General features: G+C 49.3%; 23 protein-coding genes and 1 tRNA gene. 15 read left to right on the top strand and 9 right to left on the bottom strand.

Annotated features, from left to right (window positions below):
• Positions 1 to 23 precede the first annotated feature (23 nt).
• The 4 genes from ACQ4MZ_RS16180 to ACQ4MZ_RS16165 all read left to right on the top strand — a co-directional run bounded on the left by ACQ4MZ_RS16180 (position 24) and on the right by ACQ4MZ_RS16165 (position 2,631).
• On the top strand, positions 24 to 530 hold the full coding sequence (locus ACQ4MZ_RS16180; protein ID WP_430846215.1) for a GbsR/MarR family transcriptional regulator: 507 nt from the start codon (positions 24 to 26) through the stop codon (positions 528 to 530).
• Positions 531 to 587: 57 nt separating this feature from the next.
• Positions 588 to 1,415: a DCC1-like thiol-disulfide oxidoreductase family protein gene (locus ACQ4MZ_RS16175; protein WP_430846213.1), complete on the top strand. Its 828-nt coding sequence runs from the start codon at positions 588 to 590 to the stop codon at positions 1,413 to 1,415.
• 40 nt (positions 1,416 to 1,455) lie between these two features.
• Positions 1,456 to 2,025 (top strand): Crp/Fnr family transcriptional regulator, encoded by a 570-nt coding sequence (locus tag ACQ4MZ_RS16170; protein ID WP_430846211.1) that lies wholly within the window; start codon positions 1,456 to 1,458, stop codon positions 2,023 to 2,025.
• A gap of 87 nt (positions 2,026 to 2,112) precedes the next feature.
• Positions 2,113 to 2,631, top strand: a complete 519-nt coding sequence (locus ACQ4MZ_RS16165) for a cupin domain-containing protein (protein WP_430846209.1) — start codon at positions 2,113 to 2,115, stop codon at positions 2,629 to 2,631.
• Positions 2,632 to 2,634: 3 nt separating this feature from the next.
• Here the strand turns inward: ACQ4MZ_RS16165 and ACQ4MZ_RS16160 are convergent, their stop codons facing one another.
• Positions 2,635 to 3,798: a DUF3095 domain-containing protein gene (locus ACQ4MZ_RS16160; protein ID WP_430846207.1), complete on the bottom strand. Its 1,164-nt coding sequence runs from the start codon at positions 3,796 to 3,798 to the stop codon at positions 2,635 to 2,637.
• A 182-nt stretch (positions 3,799 to 3,980) separates the two neighbouring features.
• Here ACQ4MZ_RS16160 and ACQ4MZ_RS16155 point away from each other — a divergent pair, with 182 nt between their 5' ends.
• The gene (locus ACQ4MZ_RS16155; protein ID WP_430846205.1) at positions 3,981 to 5,330 is read left to right on the top strand and encodes a WG repeat-containing protein; all 1,350 of its coding nucleotides are present in this window, start codon (positions 3,981 to 3,983) and stop codon (positions 5,328 to 5,330) included.
• A 10-nt stretch (positions 5,331 to 5,340) separates the two neighbouring features.
• Here the strand turns inward: ACQ4MZ_RS16155 and ACQ4MZ_RS16150 are convergent, their stop codons facing one another.
• The 3 genes from ACQ4MZ_RS16150 to ACQ4MZ_RS16140 are packed head-to-tail and all read right to left on the bottom strand — an operon-like array spanning position 5,341 to position 7,489.
• Positions 5,341 to 6,570 (bottom strand): RNA polymerase sigma factor, encoded by a 1,230-nt coding sequence (locus ACQ4MZ_RS16150; RefSeq protein ID WP_430846203.1) that lies wholly within the window; start codon positions 6,568 to 6,570, stop codon positions 5,341 to 5,343.
• Positions 6,560 to 6,913: a YciI family protein gene (locus tag ACQ4MZ_RS16145; RefSeq protein ID WP_430846201.1), complete on the bottom strand. Its 354-nt coding sequence runs from the start codon at positions 6,911 to 6,913 to the stop codon at positions 6,560 to 6,562. The genes ACQ4MZ_RS16150 and ACQ4MZ_RS16145 overlap by 11 nt, the downstream gene beginning before the upstream one ends.
• A 21-nt stretch (positions 6,914 to 6,934) precedes the next feature.
• Complete coding sequence (locus tag ACQ4MZ_RS16140) at positions 6,935 to 7,489, bottom strand: dihydrofolate reductase family protein (RefSeq protein ID WP_430846199.1); 555 nt, start codon at positions 7,487 to 7,489, stop codon at positions 6,935 to 6,937.
• A gap of 515 nt (positions 7,490 to 8,004) precedes the next feature.
• Here ACQ4MZ_RS16140 and ACQ4MZ_RS16135 point away from each other — a divergent pair.
• The 3 genes from ACQ4MZ_RS16135 to ACQ4MZ_RS16125 all read left to right on the top strand — a co-directional run bounded on the left by ACQ4MZ_RS16135 (position 8,005) and on the right by ACQ4MZ_RS16125 (position 11,651).
• Positions 8,005 to 9,342: an amidohydrolase/deacetylase family metallohydrolase gene (locus tag ACQ4MZ_RS16135; protein WP_430846197.1), complete on the top strand. Its 1,338-nt coding sequence runs from the start codon at positions 8,005 to 8,007 to the stop codon at positions 9,340 to 9,342.
• A 253-nt stretch (positions 9,343 to 9,595) separates the two neighbouring features.
• Complete coding sequence (locus ACQ4MZ_RS16130) at positions 9,596 to 11,281, top strand: selenocysteine synthase (protein ID WP_430846195.1); 1,686 nt, start codon at positions 9,596 to 9,598, stop codon at positions 11,279 to 11,281.
• A 286-nt stretch (positions 11,282 to 11,567) separates the two neighbouring features.
• A tRNA-Leu gene (locus ACQ4MZ_RS16125) sits at positions 11,568 to 11,651 on the top strand.
• Positions 11,652 to 11,727: 76 nt separating this feature from the next.
• Here the strand turns inward: ACQ4MZ_RS16125 and ACQ4MZ_RS16120 are convergent.
• Positions 11,728 to 11,988, bottom strand: coding sequence for a hypothetical protein (locus tag ACQ4MZ_RS16120; RefSeq protein WP_430846193.1), 261 nt, complete (start codon positions 11,986 to 11,988; stop codon positions 11,728 to 11,730).
• 183 nt (positions 11,989 to 12,171) lie between these two features.
• Between ACQ4MZ_RS16120 and ACQ4MZ_RS16115 the strand changes: the two genes are divergently transcribed.
• Positions 12,172 to 12,507, top strand: coding sequence for a helix-turn-helix domain-containing protein (locus tag ACQ4MZ_RS16115; protein WP_430846191.1), 336 nt, complete (start codon positions 12,172 to 12,174; stop codon positions 12,505 to 12,507).
• Between the two features lie 102 nt (positions 12,508 to 12,609).
• Positions 12,610 to 13,080 (top strand): hypothetical protein, encoded by a 471-nt coding sequence (locus ACQ4MZ_RS16110; protein ID WP_430846189.1) that lies wholly within the window; start codon positions 12,610 to 12,612, stop codon positions 13,078 to 13,080.
• A gap of 8 nt (positions 13,081 to 13,088) precedes the next feature.
• Here the strand turns inward: ACQ4MZ_RS16110 and ACQ4MZ_RS16105 are convergent, their stop codons facing one another.
• A complete protein-coding gene (locus ACQ4MZ_RS16105) occupies positions 13,089 to 13,703 on the bottom strand; it encodes a deoxynucleoside kinase (RefSeq protein WP_430846187.1) in 615 nt (204 codons plus the stop codon).
• A 196-nt stretch (positions 13,704 to 13,899) separates the two neighbouring features.
• On the opposite strand from ACQ4MZ_RS16105, the gene ACQ4MZ_RS16100 reads away from it, so the two are divergent.
• Positions 13,900 to 14,886 (top strand): rhodanese-related sulfurtransferase, encoded by a 987-nt coding sequence (locus ACQ4MZ_RS16100; RefSeq protein WP_430846185.1) that lies wholly within the window; start codon positions 13,900 to 13,902, stop codon positions 14,884 to 14,886.
• A 5-nt stretch (positions 14,887 to 14,891) separates the two neighbouring features.
• Here ACQ4MZ_RS16100 and ACQ4MZ_RS16095 read toward each other — a convergent pair whose 3' ends face one another.
• Positions 14,892 to 15,386, bottom strand: coding sequence for a GNAT family N-acetyltransferase (locus ACQ4MZ_RS16095; protein ID WP_430846183.1), 495 nt, complete (start codon positions 15,384 to 15,386; stop codon positions 14,892 to 14,894).
• Between the two features lie 119 nt (positions 15,387 to 15,505).
• On the opposite strand from ACQ4MZ_RS16095, the gene surE reads away from it, so the two are divergent.
• Positions 15,506 to 16,273 carry a 5'/3'-nucleotidase SurE gene (gene surE / locus ACQ4MZ_RS16090; RefSeq protein ID WP_430846181.1) on the top strand — a complete coding sequence of 256 codons (768 nt, stop codon included), beginning with the start codon at positions 15,506 to 15,508 and terminating at the stop codon, positions 16,271 to 16,273.
• Between the two features lie 14 nt (positions 16,274 to 16,287).
• Positions 16,288 to 17,856: a GH3 family domain-containing protein gene (locus tag ACQ4MZ_RS16085; protein WP_430846179.1), complete on the top strand. Its 1,569-nt coding sequence runs from the start codon at positions 16,288 to 16,290 to the stop codon at positions 17,854 to 17,856.
• A 4-nt stretch (positions 17,857 to 17,860) separates the two neighbouring features.
• Here ACQ4MZ_RS16085 and ACQ4MZ_RS16080 read toward each other — a convergent pair whose 3' ends face one another.
• Both ACQ4MZ_RS16080 and ACQ4MZ_RS16075 read right to left on the bottom strand, forming a co-directional pair.
• Positions 17,861 to 18,475, bottom strand: coding sequence for a LysE family translocator (locus tag ACQ4MZ_RS16080; RefSeq protein WP_430846177.1), 615 nt, complete (start codon positions 18,473 to 18,475; stop codon positions 17,861 to 17,863).
• A gap of 1 nt (position 18,476) precedes the next feature.
• A complete protein-coding gene (locus ACQ4MZ_RS16075) occupies positions 18,477 to 19,031 on the bottom strand; it encodes an NUDIX domain-containing protein (protein WP_430846175.1) in 555 nt (184 codons plus the stop codon).
• Positions 19,032 to 19,069: 38 nt separating this feature from the next.
• Here ACQ4MZ_RS16075 and ACQ4MZ_RS16070 point away from each other — a divergent pair, with 38 nt between their 5' ends.
• Both ACQ4MZ_RS16070 and ACQ4MZ_RS16065 read left to right on the top strand, forming a co-directional pair.
• Positions 19,070 to 20,083 (top strand): cation diffusion facilitator family transporter, encoded by a 1,014-nt coding sequence (locus tag ACQ4MZ_RS16070; RefSeq protein ID WP_430846173.1) that lies wholly within the window; start codon positions 19,070 to 19,072, stop codon positions 20,081 to 20,083.
• Between the two features lie 26 nt (positions 20,084 to 20,109).
• The gene (locus tag ACQ4MZ_RS16065) at positions 20,110 to 21,033 is read left to right on the top strand and encodes a sugar phosphate isomerase/epimerase family protein (protein ID WP_430846171.1); all 924 of its coding nucleotides are present in this window, start codon (positions 20,110 to 20,112) and stop codon (positions 21,031 to 21,033) included.
• The last annotated feature ends 66 nt before the right edge of the window (positions 21,034 to 21,099 follow it).

Raw genomic sequence — 21,099 nt, 5'->3', positions numbered from 1 at the left:
AAATACATCACTACCTTTGAAACATGGAACTCGAAGACGCGAAACGGAAATTTATCGAATCATGGGGCAAATTGGGCTCGGAATGGGGCATTAACCGCACCATGGCGCAGGTCCATGCGTTACTCCTGATCTCTCCCGACCCGCTTACGACCGAGGAAATCATGGAAACGCTCAGCATTTCGCGCGGCAATGCCAACATGACGCTCCGCGATCTGATCGGCTGGGGCCTGATCGAAAAGCAACACAAGCCGGGTGAGCGGAAGGAATATTTCTTTGCGGACAAAGACGTCTGGAATATCGCCAAACAAGTAGCCAAAGAACGTCGTAAACGTGAGTTGGAGCCGGTTATCAAGGTACTCGACGAGCTCTCGAAGGTGACCGGTGATGCCAGCGATCCCGAATTCAGCACGTTCAACAAGTCGGTTACGGACATCAACAAGCTGGCTAAAAACGTCGATAAAACCCTGGAAACCATGCTGGGTGCGGAAGAGAGCTGGTTTTGGGGTAGTATTTTCAAATTGTTTAAATAATATTTTTTTTAAATTAAACTTTCAATTTTTTCTGAAAATTCAAAATATACTATACAAATGAAAACACTGCATAGCTACACCATTTTGTACGACGCCGAATGCCCGATGTGCGATCTGTACACGGGCGCATTTGTGCGCAACGGCCTGCTGGACGCCCACGGTCGCGAGGCTTATCAGGAATATGCAGGCGCGGCCTGCCCCAATCTCGATTGGCAACGCGCCGTCAACGAAATAGCGCTCGTCAATCAGGCCACCGGAGAAGTTACCTACGGCATCGAAAGCCTGCTGAAAGTCTGCGGAAATGCTATCCCGCTCCTCGCGCCATTATTCCGCTGGAAACCGTTTTTATGGATTGCCTCGAAAGCCTACGCATTCATTTCCTACAACCGCCGCGTGATCATCCCGGCAGCGGCATCTAAAAATAAATTTGGGTACCAGCCGTCATTTAATGCGAAGTATCGCATCGCGTGGATAATATTGGGGTGGGTTGTTACGTCGTTGGTGATGGCTACCTACCCCTCGTTACTGGGCGGCACTATTACCAGCGAAATGTTCGTTGGGGAGTTTGCAATCTGTGCCGGGCATATTTTGCTCCAATGTCTCATGTTAATGCTCGGCAAAAAAAGCAAAATATGGGATTATCTCGGGAATCTCACAACGATCTCTCTTGCAGGGGCATTAGTCTTTTTTTTGACGACGCTTACCTGTATGCTCCTCAATCTTAGCTGGCAAATCGCCGGAATTAGCGGTTTAATCATCATTGCACTGATGATCCGGGAGCACGTGCGGCGGTCCAGGCTGCTTGGAATAGGTTACTGGCCGACCATAACTTGGATTTTGTACCGTGTAATTATTGTCATAGTTTTAATAAACCTGCTTACCTGAATACTATCGCAACCTTATTTCCTCATTATTACCAAAACAAATGCAGCAGCTCCGCGCGAAATTTGATACTTATGGCAAGCTTTCGGAAGAAGCAATGGAAGATCTGGCGAAGCTCGTCAAGCCGCATTGCTATGCGAAGGGCGATTACTTTTTGAAAGAAGGGCAAACGCCTAAAAACGTCGGATTTGTGGTAAAAGGGCTCCTTTCACAATACTATGCGTCGCCGGACGGGGATATGGTGGTCAAGAAGTTTTTCCCCGAAAACCATTTTGCAGGCTCCCTACCTGCCATGCTCACGCATTCTCCGAGCATTTTCGCGATCAGGGCGCTTGAACCTACGGAGACCTTGGAATATAACTTCTACGATTTCAAATCCCTTACCGAGAAGCATCACGACCTGGCCGCATTCTATATCCGGTATATGGAGCTCCATTGGATCATCGAAAAGGAACCGCTGGAAATCTCCTTCCGGTACGACAATGCCAAAACACGTTATGCCAATTTCCTGAAAGAGTATCCCAATCTCGAACCGCGCCTCAAACAGCACGAAATCGCATCGTACCTCGGCATTACCCCTACCCAGCTCAGCCGCATCCGTGCGGAAATGTAATTTTCCGAAGTCTCAACATTTGTAAATGTTTTCGGCCGACGGGAGCCCGACATTTGTCCTGTTCAAACCAAAACAATGACAAATGCTATGAAAAATGAAACCGATTTCCTGACAGACACCCTTGAAAATAAAGCCGTCCTCTTCGCACCGGGCGAAGGCGAAGTGCTGGCCATGGGCGGCAACAGCGTCACGTTAAAGGTCACCAGCGACATTTCAAATGACCAGTTGGGCGTCTACGAAATCAAACTGGCCCCGGCCACGATCGGAGCCCGATTGCATTACCACCGTTTTATGGACGAGACATTCATTGTCCGCAAAGGCACGCTCACAGTCGAACTGGCCGATGGTCCCATCCGCGCGCACGAGGGCGCTGTGGTGTACGTCCCGCGTATGACCGCGCACGGGTTTTCCAATCAATCCGACGAAGACGTGGTGATTAACCTCATATTCAACCCCGGCCAGCAGCGGGAAGGCTTTTTCCGCGGGTTGAAATCTATATTGACCGAGCCGGTGATCGACCCGGCGAAATACCTGCAATTGTACCAGAAATATGACAGCTTCCCGGTGGACGTACAGAATATGCTACCGGTGGGCCCTCCGCAGTAGCCGCTAAGCTTCCGCATTCCGCAACTTCTGTTTCAGCATCCCCGCCGCTTTGGTATAACCGCCCTCTGCGCCGTCGATGAAATGAATATGGCCGTCTTTGAGGTCATGGACGTAGCACGACATGACGGATTCGCCGCTCACATGCAATCCGTAATGAATCTCCCGCGCTGCTTCCATGGCGTCAAGGGCGGCTTGAAGCCGTTCACGCTGTGCTGGTGTGCCGGTAATGACCGTGTTGATCTTCCCGTCGATGACCAATGTGTCCGACATTTCGACCAGGCTGTTGAGATAACTTCTACCATATGACGTCCGGAAGTATACGTAACCAAAGAGCCAGGCGATCCAGGACGCCGCCAGGCCGAGCATGCTTGTGCTCCCTTCCCTGACCCGCATCTCCATTTCCATCTTTTTGAAAGTCGTCCGCCAAATCAGCCTCGCAACAGAAATAGGCCGCCGACTCGGAAAAGGCCCATAAATGCCGTCGATATGCTCCATTACCTTCGCGAACAATTCCGCCTGTTTTTTCCCGGCCGGGGCAGTCACGAGGAGCGTCACCACTTCCTGGTCCATTTCCGGTGGACCGATCTTGTCCCACCGGCACTGCATGCCGCGCAAGTCGAGCTCGTCATCCGGTTTGGGCTCGTACTCGAATCGGTAATGCTCGCTTTTAATGAGTTTTTCGGCATAATACAGTCCGTCGCCCAGTATGACGGGAATCGAAAATGCGCCGGACACCCTCAATTTACTAAGTCTCAGCTCGTATCCGTTAGCATAAATTTCGCTCACCGCGACGATACCGATGCGAAGATCGAGCGCAAAATTTTCCATGGTATTTTTCCTGAAAACAGCCAGCGCACGCATGGCCGCGTCGGCAATCGCAGGCGGCATGATGAAAGTGGCCCCGTCGCCGCCAAAAAAGAATGGTACGGTAATGCCCGCCTTGAATGCGATATTCAGTACGCTCACGATACTGCCCGTCGCAATCAGGTTGACCGTCTCATGCACTCCGCCCGCGACGGCACCGGTCGAATTCCGGATGTCGGTAATCACCACATGCCACGACTCGGGCACATTGTAAAAAAGGTGCTCTTCCGTTAGCAGTTCGCCCAACGAAATATGGTTGGCAGGCAAACGCGAATAAAACTGTTCGTTCCGGGCCAGCGACATGATTTCTGAATAAATTCGAGGTTAATTTAAACCTATTTTCTCAAATAATTACCCCTGTGGAAATCGATAATCCTGTCAAGTTTTTGTTTTTTGCAGGTTAAAATTGAATGCCTGCCACGTTCCTCGACTTGCAGATAGTTCTGCGTAGTGGCCGCGACTAACCTGAAACCTGCGTTTTTTGAATGCTTCGACCGACTTTTTATCATCTTACATGCCTGTTTCTTCTGCTGCAATCGGCCTGGGCCGCGGCTCAGACAACGCCCGTCGGCAACAAAACATGGCTGAAAGAATACAATGAATACCGTGAATACGACGATGTGTATGTCGTGAAGAAGGTGAGCATCCCCTGCCGGTCGTATGAGACATTCATCACCGACAAAAGCGGCCGTAAGCTCTCACCCGCCTACCGCGACATCGGCGACTTTGCCGAGGGCCTCGCCGAGTTCGTACCGATGGAACTGGGGCCGGAAGGACACGGCCTGCACGGCTTTATCGACAAACGCGGGAAAATTGTCATTGAACCCAAATACACTTCCACCGATCGCTTCCGCGACGGTAAAACCTGGGTTATATATCCATCCGGCAAACATTACGGACTTTCCTACATTGATCTCAAAGGAAATGAAATCTACAAAATCCCTATTCACCATTATACCAAAGACTACCTGATCAAGGATTCCGATATCGATTTCCTCTGCAATCATGACACAAAAGAGGATGTTTTATGGTGGGTACAAAGGCCGACGGATTTTCATATACTGAACTTCAATTTCAGCCGCTTCATCGAAAAGGAAATCAAAGCGTCAAAATTTATTTACCATTTCCTTTACAAAGGCAAATATGGGATCATTGATAAAAATATGATGCTGAAAGTCCCTGTGGCACTCGACGACATCGATCCCGATTACAAATACTCCGGCCAGGGGATGGAACGCGTGCAGTATGGCGATAAGTACGGTTATATTAGTCCCTTCACCGGCGATCTCATTGTCCCGTTTGAATACACCGATACCCGCAAACCTACCAACGGCTTATTTTGGGTTAAAAAGAATGGAAAATGGGGTTGTATCGATAAAACCGGCAAATTGCGTATCCCGCATTTATACGACGAAGCCACGGGTTTTACCGTCGAAAACCGTTCTGCGGTCGCTATTGACGGTAAATTCGGGCATATCGATAAGTCGGGCAAGATACGGACCCCACTGAAATACGATTTTGCTTCCTATTACAACCATGGCGTTTCGATGATCCGGATAGATGATAAGTATGGTTATATGGATACAACCGGCCGTTTTATCACCAAAATCGTTTACGACGAAGCCCTTCCTTTCGACCATGTTACCACCACCGTCGAGCGCTCCTGGCTCCGCTTTGAACTTTCACTCGATGGTAAGGAGAAATTCGTGGGCTTCTCTTATAAACTGAATGCGGTGTTTATCATCCTGGGTGTAATCATTTTCATCTGGCTGAATAATTTGCTTTATCAGCGGGTGTTGAAAAAGCGTTTGATGAAAATGACTAACAAAAAGTAGGAACGTCATTTCAGGAAAGTGCCATAATCCGCTTGCGGATCGCCTGTTGGTCGGTAGCGGTCCTTGCAAGCCGCAATGCATTTTCCAGGTTTTCCAAAGCCTTTTGCTGGTCGATTCCGTTATAGAGTTCGCCCAGTAAAGCGAAATAAAAATGATTGCCTTTCAGCGCCAGGGCCTCCGTTTCGCGGATCGCCTCGGTTTTCCCTTTCCATTTGAATACTGCAAATGCCCGGTTAAGTGCAGCTACGGGAGAATAATTGAGTTTCAGTAGCTGATCGTAGTAGTAAACAATGCTGCTCCATTTTTCGGGACTGTCCTTCTTTTGGGTATGCCAGTATGCAATGCCCGCTTCAAGATGGTACCGCGAAACCCGATCGCCCCTCGCTGCCGATTTCAGAAAAGCGCATCCGTTCCTAATCAAATCGGCATTCCATAATGCGGGATCCTGTTCCTCGTATAGCACCAGCTCGCCCGGAGCGCCCCTGCGCGCATCCAGCCGCGACGCGTGAAAGCACATCATCGCCATCAGCGCATTGACCTCCGGCTTGTTCGTAGCATTGTTTTCGATCAGCATCGTACAGAGCCGCATCGCTTCCAGGCATACATCCTTTCGAAGCGTATAATCCTGACTCATAGAACAATATCCTTCATTGAAGAGTAAATAGAGGGTCGTCAACACAGGTCCGAGCCGCGTGTCCATCACAGCAGCAGCCGGCATCTCTATACGAATATCGACCTCCCGAAGCCGCTCCTTAGCTCGGGTTAGCCGTTTGTTAATGACCTCTTTGGTCGTAAGAAACGCGTCGGCAATCTCCTGGATGCCAAATCCGCAAAGCACCCGCAGCGCAAGCCCCACCTGCGATTCTTCCGAGATCGCCGGGTGACACACCGCAAACAGCATTTGCAACTGGCTGTCTGTAATATTCCCGGGCGTAAGGTCTATCTCTGCCGCCAGGTCCTTATCCAGGCCGGCCCGGAGCTCCGGCAAAACCCGCTCCTCGTAGATCGAATGCCGGTGCAGGTAATTTTTCGCCTTGTTTTTAGCCGTATTGTAGAGCCAGCCCGCGGGGTTCGGCGGCGGCCCCTCGATGCCCCATGCCTGCGTTGCCACTAGAAATGTGTCGCTGGCAATATCCTCCGCCACTTCTATTTCCCTGAAGCCGAAATGTCGGCAAAGTACCGAAACGATCTTCCGGTACTCCGTTCTGAACAAATGCGGGATCAGCGGTTCAGTGTTCATGCACAGAAACGATTTTCCGCACCTCCACGCTATTCCCATCGCCATTCAGGATAGGGCATCGCGCCGCCAGCCTCACCGCATCATCGAAGCTCTCCGCCCGGATCACGATAAAGCCTGCGAGCGATTCCTTGGTTTCAGCATACGGACCATCCGTCACCACATTATTGGCTTTAAGAACTTTTCCTTCCGTAGAAAGCCCTTTCCCGCCGGCAAATTTCCCTTCCTCCACAATGCCGCTGACCCAGTGGTGGTACTGCTTCATGTATTCCTGCATTTGCTCGGGAGAAGGCTGTGCACCCTTTGTCATGAGATCAAGGCGCATGAGGATCAGATATTCTTCCATGATCGTTCCAGTTTAAAGATTTCAAATCGCCTCATAGCTCAACAGCACGACCCCGCTTTTAAACACACGGTGGTTAATCAGCTTCAAATCCAGTTTCCGTGTCAACCCCTGGAATGAAGGCGTACCTTCCCCGATCGCAACGGGGTCGATCATGAACTGGTACTCGTCAATCAGCCTTGCTTCCGCGAGTTGCGCGATAATGCTGCCGCTGCCCAGAATGGTCATGACTTTGTCTGGAATGGCTTTAAGTTTTCGAACGGCTTCTATGAGATCTCCTTTAATGAGCGTGGTATTCTCCCAACCGGCGCTTTCGAGGGTGGTTGAAAATACGATCTTCTCGGATTCATTCATACCTTGGGCGACTTCCGGCATACTTTCGATGGCCATGGGTGTCGGCCAGAAACCTGCCATCATTTCATAGGTTACCCTGCCGAAGAGCAGCGTAGCTTTTGCTTCGAGATTGTCTGCTGCAAACCCGTTTTCTTCTTCGCCATGCCGGTGCCAGCTGATATCGTTATCAGGGCCTTTGAAATAACCATTGAGCGTCGTGAAATTGTAGGCAATGAGCTTTCCCATGATAGTTTGTTTTTGAGGTGAATATTGTTTCAACTACTCCCATTACAAACGGGATGCCGGAAACAGGACAGACCCACCGCTTTTTTTCTCAGCGAAGCAGGCTCGCAACGCCCTTGTAGTTCAAAAACGACCCGTTGGTCAATTCTACCCTGATTTTACAGGCATAAACACCCGACAAAATCTTCCGGCCGCGGCAGAGCCACCCCAGCCAGCCGATGGATCGGAGCAGCGAAATTGGATTTCCCGTAAATTACTTAGCCCCGGCGAGTGAAAAAGGTAATCTTTTTGGATTGGCTAGTAAGCAAACTATCTGAACAAAAAATCCTGTGTTTGGGACTGAATACCAGCGTAAAAGCGGTGTCGCTGCTGCTTTTATCGGCATATCAGGCACAGTGAAAATAATTACGCGCCAGTGATGGGGGGGATAACATGAAATATGTGTCCTCATTGTGAATGCAGCCTGCTTGCAATGGCATTTTACAGAAGCGTTTATCTATCCTAAACCCTTAATATTTATGAGAGCTTTCTCCCTTTCAGCCCTGGCGGTGCTCTTGATGCTGTGTCAGCCAGCCTGGTCGCAAAACAAGAAATACAGCATCGTGATTAAAGGCGGACATGTGATCGACCCGAAAAACAATATCGACGCCGTTATGGACGTGGCCATCGATGGCACGCCGGGCGGTGAGGACGGGAAGATCGCCCTCGTGGCCAAAAACATCGATGCCAGCCAGGCCGTACAGGTGGTGGATGCCAAAGGGCTCTACGTCACGCCCGGGCTGATCGACATTCACGTACACTTTTTCTGGGGTACCGACCTCAAAGGCACTTATCGCAATGGTCCAAACGGCCTGCCCGCAGACGGTTTCACATTCCGTTCAGGAGTAACCACCGTTGTCGACGCGGGAAGCTCCGGTTGGAAAAATTTTGAGACCTTCAAAAAACAAACCATCGACCTTTCCAAAACCCGCGTGCTCGCATTCCTGAACATCGTGGGCGAAGGAATGGCCGGCGGGAAATTCGAAAACAGCCTCGAAGAAATGGACGCGAAAGCCACAGCCGAAATGGCCAAAAAGTATCCCAACGACGTCGTAGGTGTAAAGCTGGCACATTTCGTAGGTCATGACTGGACACCCACCGACCGCGCATTGGAGGCCGGTACGCTCGCCAACATCCCTATTATGGTCGATTTCGGCAGTGCCAATCCGGTTTTACCATTGGAAGAATTGTATTTGAAAAAATTCCGCAAAGGCGACATTTACACCCATTGCTTCGGCGGCAATAGCAATAACAGCGGCCGCGGCCGCGAGTCTATCGTCGACGTATCGACCAATAAAGTGAAATCCTACGCGATCGAAGCACAGAAACGCGGGGTGATATTTGACGTGGGTTTCGGAGGTGCGAGCTTCCTTTTCTCCCAGGGACGGCCGGCGATCAAGCAGGGCTTTTATCCCAATTCAATCAGTACCGATCTCCACACAAGCAGCATGAACTCGGCCATGAAGGATATGAATAATATCATGTCTATGTTTATGGCCATGGGCATGGATTTCAAAAGTGTGATCAAAGCCAGCACCTGGAACCCCGCACAGGAGATCCGCCGCGAGGAACTCGGGAACCTGTCCGTAGGCTCGCCCGCCGACGTGGCCATACTGAACTTGCGTGAAGGTAACTTCGGCTTCTACGCCCGCGATGGTAAAATCACCGGCAAAAAACGCATCGAAACCGAAGCAACCATCCGCGGCGGCAACATCGTGTACACGCTCAATGCGCGCGTAGAGCCCGTTAACCTGCCCCGTCCGGAACGCCCTGCAACCAACCAGGGCCCGCAAACCCCGGGAACAGGCCCCAGGTAATTAAAAGGAAGATATTTATTCAAGAAAAAGGGTATTCCAAACCCAATCAGGCATCCTTACCTCAACACCTGACCAAACTTGACAACACCTGATCAACACTTGGCAATACCTGATCAACCTGACAACACCTGACAACACTTGACAATACCTGACCAACCTGACAACACCTGACCAACCTGACAACACCTGACAACACCTGACCATTTCCTGAAAAAGCCCTTTAACCATTCAAACCCCCAATACCTTAACACCAATGAAACGCAGAGAACTTTTAAAAGATCTTTCCATGATCCCGCTCGCGGGAAGCGTTCTGAGCGCGGCGGCCAGCACGTCTGCGGCCTTTGCCGAAAGCAGCAAACCGAAATGGTTTCAGAAGGCGGCTGGCGCCGTGTCGGCACCCGGGCCATTGAAACCGGGACCGCAAATCTATCAGTCGATCGGCGTGGAGCCGATTATCAACTGCCGGGGGACATTTACCATTATCGGGGCGTCTATTGAGCTGCCCGAAGTTCGTCAGGCCATGGAGTATGCGTGCCAATATAATGTACAGATCGACGAGCTGGCATTTGGGGTTGGCCAGCGCCTTGCCGAGATCACCGGCGCCGAATGGGGCATGGTATCATCGGGCTGCGCGGCGGGGATGAACGAGGTAACCGCGGGCATTATTGCGGGTGGTAATCCTGAGAAACTGATCCGCATTCCCAATCTGGAAGGTTTTGAAAAAACAGAGGTGATTATCCCCAGGTCCTCGCGCAATGTGTATGACCACGCGATTCGCAATGTGGGCGTGAAAATCATTACGGTTGAAACCATCGAAGAGCTCAAAAAGGCCATTACTCCGCGCACAGCGATGATTTACATGATGCCTGGCGACGAACCGTGGACTGTTAAGGCCGTAGCAGATATCGCCAAGCCTGCGGGAGTTCCGCTGCTGGTGGACGCCGCTGCCGAGCGTTTGACGATCCCTAACATCCATTTGCAAGCCGGCGCAAGCGTGGTGGCGTATAGTGGCGGAAAGGTAATCCGCGGGCCGCAATGCGCAGGTTTGATGCTCGGCGACAAGGACGTACTCATGTCGGCATGGCAGGCCAGTGCGCCGCACCACGGACCTTGCCGTAACAATAAAGTAGGCCGCGAAGAAATGATAGGGATGCTCGCAGCCGTGGAAGCATGGGCCACGCGCGACCATAAGGCTGAAATGAGAACCTGGGTATCATGGCTGGAAAACATTTCCAAAAAACTGAACGGTATCCCGAGCGCCAAACTCGAAATTAAAGAGCCGGCAGAAGGGGCATTAGATAATGCTACACCGACATTGACCATAACCTGGGACCCTACCAAGCTGAATATCACCGGCCAGGAAGTAGCCGACGAGCTGCAAACCACCAAACCTCGTGTGGCCGTAGGAACCGGCTTCCGCAGGGGCCAGGCAGCACAATCGGGCCCTCCTACCACGTCGATTACCGTAGCCGCTTATATGATGGGCCCCGGCAACGACAAGATTGTGGCGGAACGCATTTACGAAATCCTCACCCGCAAGCGCAGCGCACCAAAAGCCGAAGCGGTCATGAAAGCGCCAGCAGCAGAAATCGCAGGCCGTTGGGATGTGAGCATCGAATTTTACACCAGTGCCAGCAAACATACATTCATTATCGAAAGGCAGGACGGCAACTACCTGTACGGAACCCACAAAGGCGAGTTCGCGACACGCGAGCTGTTTGGTAACATCGACGGCGACGAAGTCCGGTTCCAGAGCCGGTACAGCGTGCCGGGCGACAACCTGACGATGACATTCTACGGGAAGCTTTCGGGCGACACCATTACCGGCGAAATCGATATGGTGGAATATGTAAATGCGAAGTTTACTGCCAAACGAGCGACCTTCCCGAACAACCGCCAACGGATCAATATCCCTGCCGGCCGCCCATTGTCTACCTAGGCACCGGATTTCACATAACGGTAATTAACATAAAAAGCCTTGGATCGATGCCAGGGCTTTTATGCTAATTACTAAATCTAAAATTTTTAATATTTCTGAGCCCTCGTCGGCCAAAAGGCTGAACAGTCTGATCCTTTGGGTACTATCCCGTTTTCGGGGCATAAAACTACGACCAAATTGCGCAAACACGAAGTTTTTTTGCGCAATGCGCGATATTTTCTCAAAAAAATCGGGGTACAACTGTTGCGCCGAATCATTAAAATACTACTTTTGCATCACGATTGACGGCCAGGTGGTGGAATTGGTAGACACGCTACTTTGAGGGGGTAGTGCCCGTTCGGGCATAGGAGTTCGACTCTCCTTCTGGTCACAATTAAAAGTGCGTTTGGAATTAACCGACGCACTTTTTTTATGCCTGAAAAAGCAAATTAGGAAGCTAGGCCAGGTCAGGCAAATGCCAGCATTCCCATTTCGTTCATCGACTCTTCCAAGAAACTTTTGGCAGAAACCAGCGAATAATCTGCGACAAAACGAATCGAACTTCCTGGCTTGGTAAATGTCACTACCTGCTCCAACATGATTTCCGCATGCTGCGCATTGGTAATGAAAGAAGTAATGCGAACGATTTCCTCGCCCTCCTCGCTACGATCGCGATGCAGGCAAACCTGAATACCTGTTTCAGGAATCCGAATGATTTTAAAATTCATAGTGGTGTTTAGCTTAATAGGTGATAACGTTTGCTGTCTCGGTTTCGCACCAGGAACATTGGAATGCTTCCAGTTTTACTATATTTACAACTGCGCTTAACCTAGACAATATTGTAAATATAAAATTCCATTTGGAAAGGTAAAATTTCATATGGAATTTATATCACATTAGAACTGACAGCAATGATAGAAGTTGCAAGAATAGCGGCCATCATGAAAGCACACCACTTAAATACCAGTGAACTTGCTGAGATTGTGCACCTATCCCCATCCAAAATTTCTAAAGTTCTCGCGGGAGATCAAAAACTCACTTCTGACGCAGTAGGTATATTAATTAAAGAACTGGAAATTCATCCTAATTGGCTATTTGGCTTTGAAGGCGAGCCAAACGTTGTGATGTATATAAAAGACCTCGTTCACAAAAGTGAAGTAGAAAAGCTGGAAGCGAAAATCCGGGAACTCAAAGATGAACTCGGAGAGGTATACAAGCAACTGGCAGAGGAACGGAGAGTAAAGTAGTCATTTCCCATTATCCTATTGCATTCTTCTTATCAGGCGATTATCTTTACAAACGTTTGAATAACCCTGAAATCTCGAAAAGTGTTGAATTACGCCCTCTGCATGAAGCCCACTTTCCTGCTTGGTGTGGTCGGCTTATTGATGGCTGACATGGGTATATCTTTCGCCCAATGCAAGGAAAAGATCAGCCCATCGAATCATAAGATCGTCCACTATCACATCGTGCAGCTCTCCGGGCCGAAAGAATACCTGACCCTCGCTAAAACCGGTGAAGAGCGGATTCTCAATTACCATAATGACGAATTCGGGCAGGTTTACCACGTCCAGATGTTCACCGAAATCAAGTTTTCATCGGTGAAAGGGAATTTCTCCCTCTACACGACGATCAGTTCCACCGACCGCAGCAACTGGCAGAGCGAGTTCGTCCTCTCCACTCCTATCGAACCGAAAGAACTCGAAAAAATGAAAGGAACGGTGCAGATTGAGATACTACTGCCCGACGATAAGCGGACGTTCAAGGTCGATGCCAAAAAGAATCAGCTGCTTCACAAGGCCATCGCCTGCATGTATTAGGCGCACGATCAGACGTAAAACAATTCCTTGTTCAGTAATGCCACGATTTTGTTGAAGTCTTCGGGATTCGACGCAAAGTCCATATTGTTCACATCGATTTCGATGATCTTCCCGTCTTCGTAGTTTTGCACAAAATCCTCGTAATAGCGGTTAAGATTGGCGAGATACTCCGTTGAAATGTCGGCTTCGAACTCACGGCCACGCTTTTTGATCTGCGACACCAGCTTGGGTATGTCCGCTTTGAGATAAATCATCAAATCGGGTTGGGAAACGGTGCGGATAATGGATTCGAAGAGCAGCAGGTAAGTCTGGTAATCGCGATCGGTGAGCACGCCGGATTCATAGAGATTGCGGGCAAAAATGTAAGCGTCTTCAAAAATAGTACGGTCCTGAACGATGGTCGAATAGGTCGTTTCGCGGATTTTCTGAACCTGTGCGAAGCGGTTGTTCAAAAAATAAATTTGCAGATTGAACGCCCAGCGCTCCATATCCATATAAAAATCAGCCAGATAGGGATTTCCTTCTACCGCCTCATACATCACCTCCCACTTGAAATAATCCCCCAGCATTTGGGTCAATGTAGTTTTACCTGCGCCGATGTTACCAATGATAGCGATGTGCATAAGGAGATAGGATGAAGTTGAGTAATTGAACGAGTGCCCACAAAAATATGTATTTCAACGGATAACCGGTCAGCTACAAAACTGATTTTCGGCATTTTCTTAAAACTTGCATTATTCGTATATTTGCGGCTGATTTGGAGAAACGAGCATGGCCGATTGCGCCCTTTTGCTCATTGAAATACTTAATCGAAAACCGATGAAACCTTACCGGGTTATTCTATATTATTATTACACGCCCATCGCCGACCCCGACACTTATCGCGATGAGCATCACCTCTTTTGCGTGGAAAACAACCTCCTGGGCCGCATTATCGTAGCGCCGGAGGGCCTTAACGGCACCGTGTCGGGTACACCCGAGCAATGCGAGGCCTATATGAACTACGTCCGTTCGGATGCCCGTTTCGCAGGTGTGCAATTCAAAGTGGAAGAATCGGATCATATCGCATTCCAGAAGCTGCACGTACGCGTGAAGGACGAGATCGTCAACTCCGACCTGCCCGTTGACCCGCTGGTACGCACAGGGAAGCACCTTGAACCGGCCGATTTCAAAGCGATGCTGAACGACCCGGACGTAGTACTGGTGGATATGCGCTCGGATTACGAGCATGAAGTAGGCAAGTTCAAAGGCGCGATCACGTTCGATATGCACAACCTGCGCGAGCTGCCCGACCACGTACATGAGATCGCCCATTTGAAAGATAAAAAGGTGATTACCTATTGCACCGGAGGTATCAAATGCGAAAAAGCGAGCGCTTACCTACTCGACCAGGGCTTTACCGACGTTTATCAGTTGCACGGAGGCATTATACGCTACGGTCTGGAAGAAGGCGGAGAGAATTTCGACGGTAAATGTTACGTGTTCGACAACCGCATTACTGTGGACGTAAACAAGGTCAATCCAACCGTGATCTCCAAATGCTACATCTGCGAAGAACCCTGCGACCGCATGGTGAACTGTGCCAATGCCGAATGCAATAATCACGTCCCCATTTGCGAGAAATGCGGCTGGGAAATGGAAGGCGCCTGTTCGGCCGAATGCAAAACGCACCCTGCCAAACGCGCTTACGACGGTACGGGCTATTATGTTGTGAACAGCAATCATTACCATCCGCTGCAAGGCCTGAAAAGCCAGCAGAAGAATATCAAGAAGATGAAACTGGCATTGAAAACTGAATCGGCCTAGCCGGTTCAGTTCAATGGTTTTTCGAGCACGTAATCGTTCATCCAGTAAGGCCCAATGGGAATATCCTGCTCGTCCACAACGCGGAAGCCCATTTTCTCATAGAACGTTTTGGCCTTGTTGTAGCGGTTCACGTTCAGCGACAGCACCGTTCCTCCCTGCGACTTCACGTAATTTTCAGTTTCGTATAAAAGATGTTTGCCCGCGCCGGTCCCCTGCGTGGCCGGAAGCACATATATTTTATGTAATTTAAACTTCCCGGGCTTTTCTTTCGATACTGACGAAAAGCCGACGGGTGTTTCGTCGCTCAATAGGATCATGAATTGCTGCCCGGATTCCATCTGGTCCGCGAGGGATTCGGGAGAATATATTTTTTCGAACATAAAATCGATCTGTTCCTTGCTAAGGATGTCACGGTAAGTGGGTTCCCATGTTTTTTCCTGGATTTCGATGATGGTCGGAATGTCCGTGACGGTAGCTTGTAGTGTTGCGAATGAAGGCATATTGCTTAAATTTGGCAGCTTGAAAAGCGCAATTAAATATTTATTCACTTAAAAACCATGTTACTGAGCCGGCAGACGAGATCGCATGAAGCACCTAAGCACCCGATCAGTAGAAATATATGAAACCCCTCATTTTAGTTACAAATGACGATGGAATAACGTCAAAAGGAATCCGAACACTGGTTGAAATCATGCAGACGCTGGGCGAAGTGATCGTGGTCGCTCCCAACAGCCCGCAATCCGGAATGGGCCATGCCATTACCATCGGTGAACCGCTCAGGCTTTATTCCACCCATATTTTTGATGATGTAACGGAATACGAATGCTCGGGAACGCCTGCCGACTGTGTAAAACTGGCTAAAAACTATGTATTGCAAGACCGCAAGCCCGACCTCGTCGTGAGTGGGATCAACCACGGCAGCAACAGTTCGATCAGCGTGTTGTACTCGGGCACCATGTCGGCGGCCATCGAAGCGGCGATCGAAGGCATACCGGCAATCGGCTTTTCGCTTTGCGATTTCAGGGAGGATGCTGATTTCAGTCATGCCGTTCCTTACATCAAGTCGATTACAGAGGAAGCTTTGAAGAACGGTATTCCAAACGGCATTGCATTGAATGTAAATATTCCCGCCAAAACAGACCTGGCACTAAAAGGCATCAAAGTGTGCCGCCAGGCGCATGCCAAATGGCAGGAAAAATTCGACTACCGCGTCGATCCTAACGGTCGCGGCTACCTGTGGATGGCCGGCGAATTTGTCAATTTTGATACGGAAAAAGAAGACACCGATGTCTGGGCACTGGATAATAACTATATCTCGGTGGTGCCATGTCAATATGATCTGACAGAGTATGAAGCGTTGAAAAAGCTATCGACCTGGGATTTGTAATTTAACCAACAGCTATGGCATTAGTAGGCAGTTTATTAAAAAAAGGCATCCATTTCAGCAACATCGTTGCCAATCGCCGTAAGGCAAGTTTACACCAACAGCAAAAGAAAACTTTGGCCAAACTCCTGGCCAAGGCCAGATATACCGAATTCGGCGAGAAATACAATTTCGACGAGCTGCTTTCCTCCATTCTTTTCGGAGAAAAAGGCGCATTTTACGAGCTCTACAAGCGTACGGTGCCCGTTTACGATTACAATAAGATATTCAACGAGTGGTGGCATAAATCGCTCGAAGGCGACAAGGATGTTTGCTGGCCTGGCACTGTGAAATATTACGCGTTGAGCTCGGGAACATCGGAGGCGGCATCGAAGCAGATCCCTGTGACGAAAGCAATGACGAAGGCGATTCAGAAGACGAGTATCCGCCAGATTCTGTCATTAGGGCATTACAAAGACCTCCCGCCTGACTTGTATGAAAAGGGCTTCCTGATGCTCAGCGGCAGTACCAACCTGAACCCGCATGATACCGGAAGTTTAGCTGGTGATTTGAGTGGTATTCAAATCCAGCAAATCCCGCGCTGGTTCCGGCCTTATTACAAACCGGGTCAGAAAATTGCCGCACAACGCGACTGGGGCTTAAAACTGGAAGAGATCACCCGCGTTGCGAGCGAATGGGACATTGGCTTCGTAGTAGGCGTGCCTGCGTGGATCCAACTGCTTTTTGAAAAGATCATTGCGCATTATAATGTAAAGAATATCCACGAAATCTGGCCGAATTTGCAGGTTTTCGCGCATGGCGGCGTTTCGTTTGAGCCTTATCGCAAAGGTTTCGAGAAACTGCTGGGCAAGCCGATGATCTATATCAACACTTATCTGGCGTCGGAAGGTTTTATCGCGTATCAGTCGCGGCCGGGCGCGGTAGGAATGGAATTGGTTTGCGATAATGGCCTTTTCTTTGAATTTATCCCTTTCACCCCTCGAAACTTCGATTCCGACGGCGCTATGCTCGATAATCCCGAGACGCTGATGATCGACCAGGTAGAAGAAGGGAAAGAATATGCATTGCTGCTATCGACCTGCTCAGGGGCCTGGCGTTACCTGATCGGCGATACGCTGAAATTCGTCGACAAATCGCGTGGCGAGATCGTCATCACCGGTCGCACGAAGCATTACCTGAGCCTTTGCGGCGAGCACCTTTCGGTCGATAATATGAACAAGGCAATCGACCTTGTTTCGGGTGAAATGGGTATTACCGTGAAAGAATTTACTGTTTGCGGCATCGAGCACGGCAGCCTGTTCGCGCACGACTGGTACGTGGGCGTGGAAGAGTCCCATGTGGATGCCGAAGTTTTAAAACAAAAACTCGACGCCAAACTCGCGGAACTCAACGATGACTACGCCGTTGAGCGCCGTCACGCGTTGAAAGAGATTTTTGTCACCGTATTGCCCAACCAGGCGTTTTACGGCTGGATGGAGTCCAAAGGCAAGCTGGGCGGACAGAACAAATTCCCCCGCGTTTTCAAGAAAGACCTGATCGAAGATTGGAAGAATTTCCTTAAAACAGAGGGGTACATAGCTCCCTGACGTCCTACTTCAAAAAATTAGTATAAGCAATCTGACAGGCGATGAGAATAAAAACCACGCCTGTCACTTTGTTAAATACGGTTACCACTTTCGGCGTGAATAGCTTTTTGAGCCTGTGTGCGAAAACGGCGATGGCACTTTCCACCAAAAATACCGCAATCACACTCGCAGTGAAAAACAGAATCACCTGGTTGAGGTTGTAATGCAAATTCGTGCGGATGTACGAAGCGATGGTCACCCAGCTGATAAAATTAACAGGATTCAACCCATTCAGCAGAAAGCCGGTAGTGAAATAGTAAAGGAAGTTTCCAAAACGTGTTTGCGGCTCCGCAATCTGAGGCTGGCCTTTAATGATATTGCTCAAACCCAACGCAACCAGAAAGACTACGCCGGCTCCGGCCATCCATTTCTGAAAGTTAGGAATATCGGGTAACAACGCCGTTCCGAAAATGGCGAAGAATACGAAGATAATGTCGCAGATAAACACGCCGAAAGCGATCTTGATACCCGTGCGATAGCCATTATCGACGCTGTTTTGGACCAGGGAAAAGAATACGGTCCCGAAAGTAAGACACAATGCGACGCCCGTCAGCGTCCCGTACAATAGCGCTTGCAGCATATTAAATACCTTTCAATCTGGCAGTCATCAATATGGCAGCAACCGAAAGTGAATCGGTGATTTCGGAGCGCATAACCATTTCTACTGCTTCTTTCAAAGGCAATTTCCACACCTGCAAATCTTCGGTATCCTCCGGCTCGGCTTCATCTTGCGTGAGTTCTTCGGCAATGAAGAGGAATCCTTCTTCGTTAGTTGCCGAGTTGGAGGTGTGAATACGGGAGAGTTTCGTCCATTTCCCCGCCAGAAGACCGGTTTCCTCTTTCAGTTCGCGCTTAGCGGCGTCGAGCGGATCGGCACCGAGTGCGCCGCCGCCTTCCGGAATTTCCCAGGAATATTCGTCGATCGCGTAGCGGTACTGGCCCACGAGGTAAACATTGTTGTCGCTGTCCACCGGGATTACGCCTATCGCCTGATTTTTGAATTTTACCAACCCATAAATGCCTTTGTTGCCTGAGGGGTTAATCACGTCACGGTGACTGAGTTCCAGCCAGGCATTCTCATAAACGGTTTCAGACGATAGTGTTTTCCAGTTATTTTCAGTGGATATAACCCGCATTTTCTTAGTATTTTTGGCCTTTCATTGACAAATATCAAATGCAAATAAACCAAAATAAGCTTAAACAACGTCTCATCATGCTGTCTTTTGTAGCCAGCATTCTGTTGACAGCATTGAAGTTTTTTGCATTCTATCTCACGTCTTCGAACGCCATTCTGAGCGACGCCCTGGAATCGATTATCAACGTAATCGCCAGCGGTTTTGCATTTTACAGCGTTTATCTTTCCTCCCAGCCCAAAGACCGGAACCACCCGTACGGACACGGCAAAGTCGAGTTTTTCTCGGCTGGTTTTGAAGGTGCATTGATCATCATCGCCTCGATATTCATCGTCGTAGAAGCGGTAAAAAGGCTGATAAATCCGGCACCGATCGAAAACCTCGCGCAAGGCTCTCTCTTTATCGTTTTTACCATTTTTGTAAACACAGCTATCGGTTATAAACTGCTCACCGAAGGGCGCCGGGCAAATTCCCTCGCATTGGTCGCCGATGGTAAGCATTTAATGTCGGACAGCATTAGCAGCGTGGTGCTTATTTTGAGTGTCGGATTGATTATGCTGACAGGTTATGTCTGGATCGACAGCGTAGCCTCGCTGTTTTTCGGGCTATTTCTGGCTTACAGCGGCTCACAACTGGTCAGTAAATCCGTGGCCGGCTTAATGGACGCCAGCGACGAACTGCTGCTCGATAAGGTGATCCATACCCTAAACGAAAATAAAAAAGACGAATGGATAGACGTCCATAATCTGCGTGCCCAGCAATACGGCTCCGATCTGCATATTGACTGCCATTTGACATTACCCTATTACTGGGAACTCCAAAAAGTACACGAAACGATCCACGATTTCGAGAACATTCTGAAAGCGCAGCAGCCGGGCGAAACGGAAATTTTTGTCCACGCCGATCCGTGCGTATACCAATGTTGCTACTTTTGCAGGATCGACAATTGTCCCGTCCGCCAGCATGCGTTCGTGCAGGACATCGAATGGGACGCAGCTAAACTCACCAAAAACGAGAAGCTATACCGCGAAGCCAGAATCAATATTCAGGAATAATAATCAAATCTAAATTCTAACCAATCATGGACTTTTCTCGTCGCGATTTCCTTAAAAAGGCCGGAGCCACTGCGCTTGCAGCCTCTGCATTCACTGATTTATTCGCCGAACCGGCTGCCAAAAAGCTTTGGTTTGACATTTCACTGGCCGAATGGTCGTTGCACAAGGCTCTTTTCGCGAAAAAACTCACCAACCTCGATTTCCCTGAACTCGCTAAAAAAGAGTTCGGTATCTCGATCGTAGAATACGTAAACCAGTTCTTCAAAGACAAAGCAGAAGATAAAACTTACCTCGCCGAATTGCTGAAAAGAGCGAAAGATAATGGCGTGAGCAACCACCTGATCATGATCGACGGGGAAGGCGGCCTGGGCGAACTTGACGCGGCGGTACGTAACAAAGCGGTTGAAAACCACTACAAATGGGTTGAAGCCGCGAAATACCTTGGCTGCAAAACCATCCGCGTGAATGCACACGGAAAAGGCTCGGACGAAGAAATCGCGAAAGCGGCAGTAGACGGCCTGGGTAAGCTAGGCGAATTCGCTGCAAAGACCGGCATTAACGTAATCGTTGAAAATCACGGCGGTTCTTCTTCAAACGGCAAATGGTTGTCGGGCGTGATGAAGCAGGTGAATATGAAGAACGTAGGTACCCTGCCTGATTTCGGCAATTTCTGTATCAAACGTTCGGCGAACGGTTGCGAAGAATCCTACGACCGCTATCAGGGCACGCAGGAGCTAATGCCATTCGCAAAAGGTGTGAGCGCCAAAACGTACGATTTCGACGAAAAAGGAAACTGTATTGAGACAGACTACGCGAAAATTTTGAAAGTAGTAAAAGCAAGCGGTTTCAAAGGCATTGCAGGGATCGAATATGAAGGAAGCAAGCTTTCGGAATATGACGGTATCAAGGCTACCAAGGCGCTGTTGGAACGTGTAGGACCAACCGTGTAATCGCATCCGCAACAACAAGTGACAACACTTGACCATAAATGACAACACCTGACAAGCTATTTGTCA

Origin of the sequence: Dyadobacter sp. BHUBP1 (assembly GCF_050587785.1) — a bacterium.
In the GTDB taxonomy this organism is placed as follows: domain Bacteria; phylum Bacteroidota; class Bacteroidia; order Cytophagales; family Spirosomataceae; genus Dyadobacter.
Note: the sequence above shows the minus strand (reverse complement) of the source record. Positions and strands in the feature narration are given on the sequence as shown.